Annotated in this window: 9 protein-coding genes; 7 read left to right on the plus strand and 2 right to left on the minus strand. The window is 65.4% G+C overall.

What is annotated here, in order from left to right; all coding sequences use genetic code 11:
- Positions 1-244 precede the first annotated feature (244 nt).
- The 3 genes from tuf to ABZX86_RS23750 all read left to right on the plus strand — a co-directional run bounded on the left by tuf (position 245) and on the right by ABZX86_RS23750 (position 3,187).
- The gene (gene tuf, locus ABZX86_RS23740; RefSeq protein WP_355126812.1) at positions 245-1,420 is read left to right on the plus strand and encodes an elongation factor Tu; all 1,176 of its coding nucleotides are present in this window, start codon (positions 245-247) and stop codon (positions 1,418-1,420) included.
- 349 nt (positions 1,421-1,769) lie between these two features.
- Positions 1,770-2,336, plus strand: coding sequence for an MspA family porin (locus ABZX86_RS23745; RefSeq protein ID WP_355126814.1), 567 nt, complete (start codon positions 1,770-1,772; stop codon positions 2,334-2,336).
- A gap of 14 nt (positions 2,337-2,350) precedes the next feature.
- Entirely contained in the window at positions 2,351-3,187 is an 837-nt protein-coding gene (locus ABZX86_RS23750) for an MspA family porin (RefSeq protein ID WP_355126816.1), read from the plus strand.
- A 21-nt stretch (positions 3,188-3,208) separates the two neighbouring features.
- On the opposite strand, the gene ABZX86_RS23755 is transcribed toward ABZX86_RS23750, so the two are convergent.
- The gene (locus tag ABZX86_RS23755) at positions 3,209-3,778 is read right to left on the minus strand and encodes an XRE family transcriptional regulator (protein ID WP_355126818.1); all 570 of its coding nucleotides are present in this window, start codon (positions 3,776-3,778) and stop codon (positions 3,209-3,211) included.
- A 106-nt stretch (positions 3,779-3,884) separates the two neighbouring features.
- Here ABZX86_RS23755 and ABZX86_RS23760 point away from each other — a divergent pair, with 106 nt between their 5' ends.
- From ABZX86_RS23760 to ABZX86_RS23770, 3 genes are all read left to right on the plus strand, one after another.
- Positions 3,885-4,682: an aldolase gene (locus tag ABZX86_RS23760; protein WP_355126821.1), complete on the plus strand. Its 798-nt coding sequence runs from the start codon at positions 3,885-3,887 to the stop codon at positions 4,680-4,682.
- Between the two features lie 3 nt (positions 4,683-4,685).
- Complete coding sequence (locus ABZX86_RS23765) at positions 4,686-5,573, plus strand: dihydrodipicolinate synthase family protein (RefSeq protein ID WP_355126823.1); 888 nt, start codon at positions 4,686-4,688, stop codon at positions 5,571-5,573.
- A 221-nt stretch (positions 5,574-5,794) separates the two neighbouring features.
- The gene (locus ABZX86_RS23770) at positions 5,795-7,219 is read left to right on the plus strand and encodes an APC family permease (RefSeq protein ID WP_355126825.1); all 1,425 of its coding nucleotides are present in this window, start codon (positions 5,795-5,797) and stop codon (positions 7,217-7,219) included.
- A gap of 3 nt (positions 7,220-7,222) precedes the next feature.
- Here ABZX86_RS23770 and ABZX86_RS23775 read toward each other — a convergent pair whose 3' ends face one another.
- Positions 7,223-8,149 carry an alpha/beta hydrolase family protein gene (locus ABZX86_RS23775; RefSeq protein WP_355126866.1) on the minus strand — a complete coding sequence of 309 codons (927 nt, stop codon included), beginning with the start codon at positions 8,147-8,149 and terminating at the stop codon, positions 7,223-7,225.
- A gap of 196 nt (positions 8,150-8,345) precedes the next feature.
- Here ABZX86_RS23775 and ABZX86_RS23780 point away from each other — a divergent pair, with 196 nt between their 5' ends.
- Positions 8,346-9,344 carry a purine nucleoside permease gene (locus ABZX86_RS23780; RefSeq protein WP_355126827.1) on the plus strand — a complete coding sequence of 333 codons (999 nt, stop codon included), beginning with the start codon at positions 8,346-8,348 and terminating at the stop codon, positions 9,342-9,344.
- The last annotated feature ends 47 nt before the right edge of the window (positions 9,345-9,391 follow it).

Consider the following 9,391-nt stretch of genomic DNA (forward strand, 5'->3'; position numbering starts at 1 on the left):
CTCCGCTAGTCGTGGGGCACTGTGGTCCGCATGTTCACGCAGCCCATCGTCGCCACATCCGCATTCGCGGGTGCGATGGCCGCTGCATTCGTGGTCTCCGCATTCGACGGCGCACGAAGCTGACCTTCTCCGGGATGTCCCGGGACCTCAGGCGGGGAAGGTCGCTCGCCGCTGAGGTCCCTCGAATCACGCTGTGTCATTTCACGCTGTGTCATCGCCGCAGCCGCAAGACGGAGAAATCATCATGGCCAAGCAGGCCTACATTCGCACCAAGCCGCATCTGAACATCGGCACCATGGGGCACGTCGATCACGGCAAGACCACGCTGACCGCCGCCATCACCAAGGTGCTCGCCGAGCGGGGCGGTGGTGCGTTCGTACCGTTCGATCGCATCGACCGCGCCCCGGAGGAGATCGCGCGCGGGATCACCATCAATATCTCGCACGTCGAATACGAAACGGCCACACGGCATTACGCGCACGTGGACATGCCGGGGCACGCCGACTTCGTGAAGAACATGATCACCGGGGCCGCCCAGCTGGACGGGGCGATTCTGGTGGTGTCGGCGCTGGACGGCGTCATGCCGCAGACGGCCGAGCATGTGCTGCTGGCCCGGCAGGTCGGGGTCGAGCACATTGTGGTCGCCCTCAACAAGGCCGATGCCGGGGACGGCGAGCTGCTGGAGCTGGTCGAGCTCGAGGTGCGAGAGCTGTTGTCCGCCAACGGGTACGACGGTTCCGGGCTGCCCGTGGTCCCGGTTTCCGGGCTGCGTGCGCTGGAGGGTGACGCGCAGTGGTCGCAGGCGCTGCTGCGACTGCTCGATGCGGTGGACGAGTACATACCGATGCCCGTCCGCTACACCGACGCGCCGTTCCTCATGCCGGTGGAGAACGTGCTCACCATTACCGGTCGCGGCACCGTCGTGACCGGAGCCATCGAGCGCGGCCGCGTCCGCATGGGCGACCGGGTGGCGGTGCTCGGGTACGGGGACAGCCTCGAATCCGTGGTCACCGGTGTCGAAACCTTCGGCCGCACCATGGAATCGGCCGAGGCGGGCGACAATGTGGCGCTGCTGCTGCGCGGTGTGCAGCGTGGACAGGTCACCCGCGGGCAGGTGGTCGCGGCGGTCGGCAGCATCGCGGTGCACACCGAGTTCACCGCGCGCGTGCATCTGCTCACCGCGGCGCAGGGCGGGCGGCGCACGTCCATCGTGACCGGATACCGGCCGCAGTTCTATCTGCGCACCGGCGATGTGGTCGGCGATGTGGTGCTGGCCGAGGGCCGGGCGCAGCCGGGGGAGACCGTCGAGATGGCGGTGACCCTGGGTCGTCCGGTCCCGCTCGAGCCGGGGCTCGGCTTCGCGATTCGCGAGGGTAGCCGGACGGTTGCGGCGGGCACGGTGCTGGCCGTGCACGAATAGTGCGTTTCTAGGCCCCGGGCGCGTGCCCGGGGCCTAGACTCCCGTCCACCACCGCCCCCGCGCATCCGGGCGGTGCGTTTTGTCATGCCTCCACTCAGCACATTCCAAGTTTGTTCACAGAATGCACATTTCGGACATTTGATCGAAATATTTGCTGCGATATCGACGATCGAAACCCTCCGACCGGCGGTTCCTCGCGATTTCTCGCAGCTGGGAGGCCGCTTCGCCCGCGTCGAATGTTCATGTGCACAGCTCAGCGCCCGCCCATATCATCGGTCCTCGAATGCTGTATGAGATGTGAAGGGTCGGCGGAGGTTTGGTTTCGAGGACAAGCGGACGGATCGCTGGGGTGGGTGTCGGTCTGACCGCGCTGATTCTCGGTTCCGCCGTGGCACATGCGGATACGACAGTGCCGCTGCCGGACGGTCGAGAGGCGCTCACGACCGCTACGGGCGTGCAGGTGGATCTGACCCGGACGAATGAACAGGCGGTCATCGCTCCCTCCCTGGCCGCCAATGGCACCTCGCGTACCGCGAGCGTGACCGGAGTCGTGTTCGCCAAGGTGGACAATGCGACCAAGGGCGCACTGGTGACCGGCTATCTGGTCGGTTGTCAGGTCGATCTGAGCGGGGGGCTCTCGCTCGGCGGAGACGTCTGGGTCTCACCGAGTTCCGTCACGCCAGAGCTCTCACCGAGCATCAGTCTGGTTCCGGGTGGGGTATCGGTGGTGAAGCTCGATACCAAACAGCTCGATCCTGCGGCGAACGCCGTCGGCATCGCGTATTCCGGTCGCGGCATCCAGATTTCGGGCTGCGCCGGCTATGCGCAGGCGCGCGCGTTCAGCACGTTGACGGTGCAAAACCAGCAGGGGTCGGCCGAAGTGACGCTGTACGGCGATCCGTTCAGTGTCGGGTGAGTAGGACAGGCGTTATGCGGAATTCGATAGGAATCGCGATCGCGGCGTGCGGTTTTCTGCCCACGGTCCTGATCGCGGCCGGTCCGGCCGGAGCCGATACCCAGGTGGCGCTGCCGGATGGTCAGGGGCAGTTCACCGCTCCCGACGGTGTGCTCGTGCAGGTGGCTCGCAGTGGTGAGCAGGCCACACTCTCGGGATCGATGGCCGCGAGTCCGCTCTCGCGCAATGCCATGGTGTCGGCCGTGACCTCGGTGACCGTCACGCCGCCGTCCGGCGTCACCGTCACCGGCGGTCATATCGAGACCGGCTATCTGGTGGGTTGCCAGGTCGATCTCAATAGCAAGGTGACCACCGAGGGCAGTGGCAATACCGCGGGCAATGCGACCAAGCCCGGCCAGGGCGGTGGCGGCAATGCGGCCCCGGCCACTCCGGACAACGGTGGTGGCGGTGGCGGCGGTGGTGACAACAGCGGCGGTGGCGGCGACAACAGCGGTGGCGGAGGTGGCGGCGGAGGCGGCGGTGGCTACTCCGGCGGTGGCGGGGGAGGTGGCGGTGGCGGGCTGTCGGTCGGCACCGGTGACCTCGGCGCGGGTGTCGCACCCACCGGGATCAGCCCGTACGCCGACCCGAATATGACGCTGTCGCTGAAGCCGGGCAAGGTCGCCACCAAGGCGATCCAGACCTACAACTTCACCGGCACCTCGGGCATCACCCAGTACGTGAACCACACGATCGCGGTCGACGGCTGCGCCGGCTACGCCGAAGCCCGTTCGTACACAACGATTCTGGTGCAGGACAATGTCATGGACGTCACCCAGACGCTGTGGGGTCAGCCCTTCAGTCTCGGATAACCACCTCGGGCACGAGGTACGTCAGGCACGCGATCGCGGCGCCGCGGGAACGTCCGCGGCGTCGCGATCGTGTACGACGATGAGCACCTCCGCCCGCTGTGCCGAGATCGAGCGCAGCTGATGCGGAGTGTCGGCGTCGAAGTAGAGGGTGTCGCCCTCGTTCAGCGTGATCACATTGCCCGGGATGGATACCTCCACGGCGCCCTTGTGCACGAAGACGAATTCATCGCCGTGATGATCGACATGGCCGGCGCCCGGTTCGGTGCTCGGCGTCACGACGAAGGGCTGCATGGCCTTTCCCACGATCTGGGTGGCCAGGGGCTGATAGTTGGCCGGCCCGCTCGGCGCGGGCTCGGCGCGTTCGCTGCTGCGCCCGATAGCCAGTAGTGCGCTGCGATCGGGATTCTCGGAAAACAGCTGGCTGACATCGGCATCCAGGACATGCGCGATGCGTAGCGCCACCGCGATCGACGGTGTGCTCAGGCCGCGTTCGATTTTGGAGATGTAGCTCTTCGTCAGACCCGTGCGCTCGGCGAGGGCGTCCAGCGACAGACCCGCTCGGCGGCGATGCGATCTCAGAAACGCGGACACATCCACTCCTCGGTTTCGTGCGCCCGGTTGCGCAGCAGGAAACTCAGGGTATCTTGATGACACAAAGTGTCCTATTGTGCACGATGTGTCCTGAAGGAGCTGGCTCTTGGCAACAACGATGAACCTAGGCAAAGCCGAACTCATGGCGGCCGCCGAGCTCGCCATGCGCACCGAGATTCCGGCCAGTGGCTGGACCGATCGGCAGAAGATCGCCCTGACCTGCCGGGCGCTGTCGGATGCCGGTCACGATTCGGCGCTCGCCGGGCAGATCTCGGCGCGCGGGCAGGCGCCCGGAACGTTCCTCACCCAGCAGCTGGGCCTGGGCTTCGACGAGATCACCGCGGCCAACCTGCTGCTGGTGGACGAGGATCTCACCGTGCTCGAGGGCGCGGGAATGGCCAACCCCGCCAACCGTTTTCACAGTTGGATCTACCGCGCCCGGCCCGATGTGCACTGCATCGTGCACACCCATCCGCTGCATGTCGCGGCGCTGTCGATGCTCGAGATTCCGCTGCAGGTCTCGCAAATGGATATCGCACCGCTCTACGACGACTGCGCGTTTCTTCCGGATTGGCCCGGTGTTCCGGTCGGCAATGAAGAGGGCGAGATCATTTCCGCGGCCCTGGGGGACAAGCGGGCGATTCTGCTGGCCCATCACGGGCAGCTCGTGGTCGGCGAGACCATCGAGGAGGCCTGCTCGCTGGCGCATCTCATCGAACGCGCGGCGCAACTGCAACTGCTCGCCATGTCGGCGGGCGAGATCAAGCCGCTGCCTCCACGTCTGGCCGCCGAAGCCCATGACTGGACGCTCCGCCCCAAACGTAGTGAGGCGAATTTCGCCTACTATGCGCGCCGGGTGCTCCGGCGTCATCCAGATGTGTTCGCGCTCGACAATTCGGAGTGATCAATGCCTGCAACTGTTTCTGGAATCGTGGCGTACCCGGTGACGCCGTTCTCGGGTGACGGGGCGAAAATCGACGTCGCCGCCCTGCATATTCTGATCGATCGCATGATCGATGCCGGCGTCGATGCCATCGCGCCGCTGGGCAGTACCGGTGAGAGCGCCTACCTCGACGATGACGAATGGACCCTCGTCGCAAGCGAATCCATCGGCCACACCGCCGGCCGGGTGCCGACCGTGGTCGGGGTCTCGGAGCTCACCACTGCGGGCACCGTCAAGCGCGCCCGGATCGCCGAAAGCTGTGGCGCATCGGCGATCATGGTGCTGCCCATCTCGTACTGGAAGCTCAGCGAGCGCGAACTGCGGCAGCACTTCACCGCTGTCGCGGAGTCGGTGGGGATTCCGGTCATGGTCTACAACAACCCGGGCACCACCGGCATCGATATGTCGCCGGAGTTCCTGGTGGGGCTGGTCGACGCGGTCGACAACATCACGATGATCAAGGAGTCGACGGGCGATATCGGTCGTATGCACCGCATTGTCGAACTCGGTGGGGGCGGTGTGCCGTTCTTCAATGGCAGTAATCCGCTGGCGCGCAGTGCTTTCCAGGCCGGTGCGGCCGGGTGGTGTACCGCCGCACCGTGCCTGGTGCCCGAGCAGATCGTGCAGTTCTGGAAGCTGCTGCGCGCCAATGAGATCGATCGGGCCGATGAACTCTTCACGCGGCTCGAGCCGCTGCTGCGGCTGTTGGTCAGCCGCGGTCTGCCCGCGACGGTGAAGGCGGGGCTGCGCGGCCTGGGTTTCGAGGCCGGTGATCCGCGCCTGCCGATGCTGCCGCTGGAAACCGATGTCGCCGAAGAATTGGAGATTCTGGTCGCCGCCGTGCGCGATTGATCTCGGGTACGGAATGTAAATAGCGAAAATTGGGTCCGCCGATACGAATTCGCCCTTCGTATCGACGGCCCTTCGGCATGTCTGTTTCATTGCCGGACAATGAAATTGCCACGTGAGATCCTATTTACGACTCCTTAACGACGAGCTGCTTGCCGGAAATGCGATGTGGTCACACTCGTGTGTGCCAGATATTCCCGGGGGAATGAGCAAGGAAACGTCGCATGAGTTATACAGAAATCGAACCGTCGACACCGGTGACCGCACCCGCCACGGGACTTCGGACGGGAGCGCTGGGATTTCCGGCGCTGCTGGCCCAGTCGGTGGCCCTGATCTCGCCGACGATGACCGCGGCCCTGATCATCCCGCTGGCCTTCTCCTCGGCCGGTTCGGGGACCTGGATGGCGTACCTCTTCGGCACCGGCATGCTGCTGTTCGTCGCCTACAACCTCAATCAGTTCGCCCGGCGTTCCACCTCGCCGGGGTCGATGTACGCCTATATCGGCCGCGGCCTCGGCCCGGTCAGCGGTGTGCTGTCGGGCTGGACGCTCATCTGGTGCTATTTGTTCATCGGCATTGCCGGGATGACAGGCTTCACCATATTCAGCCGAGAAGTGCTGAGCCTGCTGGGTATTCATTCCGCCATTCCGTCGGTGGTCTTCTTCGTCATTCTCGGAGTGTCGGCATGGGCGCTGGCGGTGAAAGATGTCCGGCTGTCGTCGATGCTCACGCTGGCGCTCGAGGGTATTTCGGTCATCTGCATTCTCGCCCTGGCGTTTGTGGTGCTCTTCGCGCACGGAGTGCATATCGACACCGATCAATTGGCTCTGCACGGCACCTCGCCGCGGGGCATGAGTCTGGCCGTGGTCGCCTGCATCTTCAGCCTCGTCGGATTCGAGAGCGCCACCGCGCTCGGTGGTGAGGCGCGCAATCCGCTGCGCACCATCCCGCGCGCGGTGGTCTGGAGCCTGGTGATCGCGGGGCTGTTCTTCGTGGTGATGAGCTACGTCGAGGTCTACGGCACCCGCGGCTCGAGCGCGAGCCTCGATACCCTGGCCATGCCGCTCAACACCCTCGCCGATCTCGACAATGTGGGCTACTTCAAACTGCCGATCGACCTCGGCGCCATGATCAGCTTCTTCGCCCTGTCGCTGTCGTGTCTCAATGCCGGTGCGCGACTGATCTATCCGATGGCCCGGCATTCGGTCTTCCCGGCGGCGCTGGGAAAGGTGCACGCCGCCAATGCGACTCCGGCGGCCGCGCTCACCGCCTACATCGTGCTCATGGTCGGGGTGCCCGCGCTCTGGTCGTCGCAGACCGATGTGCTGACGATCTTCAATGACGCGGGCACGCTTGCCGCTTTCGGGTTCCTGCTGGCCTATTTCATGGTGGTGATCGCGGCCCCGGTGTATCTGCGCAAGCTCGGGGCGCTCTCGCGGGCCGCTGTGGCGGGCTCGGTGCTGGCCTTCGTATTCCTGCTGGTGCCGACGGTCGGCAGTTTCTATCCGCTGCCGCCGTGGCCGGTCGACCTGTTCCCGTACATCTTCCTGACCTATCTGCTGGTCGGCGCCGGCTGGCTGTGGCTAGCCGCTCGTCGCCGTCCGGGCATTCTGGCCGAGATCGAAACCGACCTGGAGGCTCCGGCCTGAGCGTCAGTGCGCGCCGAGTGCATCGAGGATCATCGGATGGGCCGTGGTGAGGGCCTGCTGCCAGTAGGGCCAGGTGTGCGTGCCCATGCCGATATCGATGCGCGCGCCGATTCGCAACGCCGCGAGCCGATCTCCGAAAATCCGGGTGGCGGTCAGCGCCATCGCCTCCAGGCCCATCGCATTCACGGTATTGCCGATTCCGTACGGCACGTCGGGCAGACCGGGCACACCATTGCCCGACGTGACGTACATCGGCAGCCCGCGCAGCGATTCGGCCTGATCGGTCGCGTCATTGCGGGTCCAGGCCGCATCCCCGGCCGGGCCCCACATATCGTCGACATCGAAATTGCCCTCGTCCCGCATGGCCGCGCGCATCGCTTCGCTCCAGAGCGGGAATGTCGGATGCAGGAATCCCGAGAAGGATCCGGCGAACCGGAACTGATTGCGATGGTGGGCGGCGAGTATCAGCGCCGCATTGCCGCCCATGGAGGCCCCGACAATGGCGTTGTTGGTGCGCGACACCCCGTACTTCGCGAGGAAGGCCGGCAGCTCCTTGGTCAGGAAGGTCTCCCACTTGTACGTTGTCGCTTGATGATTGGTGCTGCTGGGCCGGTACCAATCGGTATAGAAGCTGGAGTGGCCGCCGACCGGGAACACCAAAGTGACATTGTCACCGGCGAATTGGCGCAGCGCGTCGGTATCGGAGGTCCACTGACTGTGGTCGTTCGGCGCCCGCAGCCCATCCAGCAGATAGAGCGCGGCGCTGCCGCCGCGAGCCGCCCACTGCACCTGCACCTTGATCGGGCCCATACTCGACGGCACCCAGAGATCCTGCGTCCCGCCCGCCGGCGCCCGCATGATCGGTGCGTGGATCGGCGCCGCGGCGGCCACCCCCGCCCCGATCGACGAGATCAGCACCGCCGTCGTCATCACCGTGGCGGCCTGGCGCAACCAGCGAAAAACCACCCGCCGCTTGCCGGTCAGTGCAGTTGTATCCACCCGTGTACCTCCCACCTGGCCCTCCTAAAGTAACCGACAGCCCCCGAATCCCGCTGTCGCTCAGGCAAAGTCGCTGCTCTTCCGTGTCCCGGCCCGAAATGCGCGACCGGCCGCCTATCCTGGCGCGATGCCTATCAGTTGCTGGAAGTTCGCTGCTATTCTCGGGGTGGCCGCTCTGGCCTTGACCGGCTGCTCCGGAGATTCCAAGGGCGATTCCGGCCGGGTTGAAGTCGGTGTCCTGGTCATCACCATGTTCGATCCGGAACACAGTGTGTGGCTGCAGCGGGAGCAGTTGCCCACCACGGTCGATGTGCCCGGCGCCTACCGCCCGGTGCGCTGCAATGACGCTCACCTCTGTGTGGCCGAGACGGGTCAGGGCAAGGCCAATGCCGCCACCACCATGATGGCGATCCTCGGCAGCGATGAATTCGACTTCTCGAAGGCCTACTTCCTGACCGCCGGAATCGCGGGCACCCCACCCGATCAGGGCACCCTCGGCTCGGCCGTCTGGGCGCACCGGCTGGTCGATTTCGACCTGGGCAACCACCTCGATCCCGCCGAAGTCCCCGATATCCCCTACGGCTTCCGCCCCGTCGAGGACTACAACACCGCCGTCTATCAGCTGAACGAGGATCTGGTGGACAAGGTCTTCGACGCCACCCGCAACGCACCCCTCGCCGACAGCCCCGAAGCCGCCGCCGAGCGCACCGCCTACCCCGGCCAGCAAGGCCGCACCCCCGCAGTCATGCAGTGCGACACCATGACCGGCGACGACTTCTACTCCGGCAAACTCCCCTCCGACACCGCCCGCCACATCATGGACCTCCGCACCCATTCCCAAGGCGCCTACTGCACCACCCAAATGGAAGACAACGCCACCGCCACCGCCCTGAAAGCCCACGGCTACCTGAACCGCTACCTATCCCTGCGCACAGTAAGCAACTTCGACCAGCCCCACCCCGGCCAACCGGTCCTCGACCACCTCGACCACTCCACCGCCGGCTTCCAATCAGCCCTCGACAACGCCTACACCGTCGCCCACACCGCCACCGACTACCTCCTGAAAAACCCACCCCAAGGGAGTGTCGGGATAACGGCGGATCTTGATCTCGGTTCGATCGGCTGAACTTGAGGGTTCGGCAGGAAGGACCGACTGATGTCGGAGACACTCGA

Source organism: Nocardia sp. NPDC006630 (assembly GCF_040611495.1).
GTDB lineage: Bacteria > Actinomycetota > Actinomycetes > Mycobacteriales > Mycobacteriaceae > Nocardia.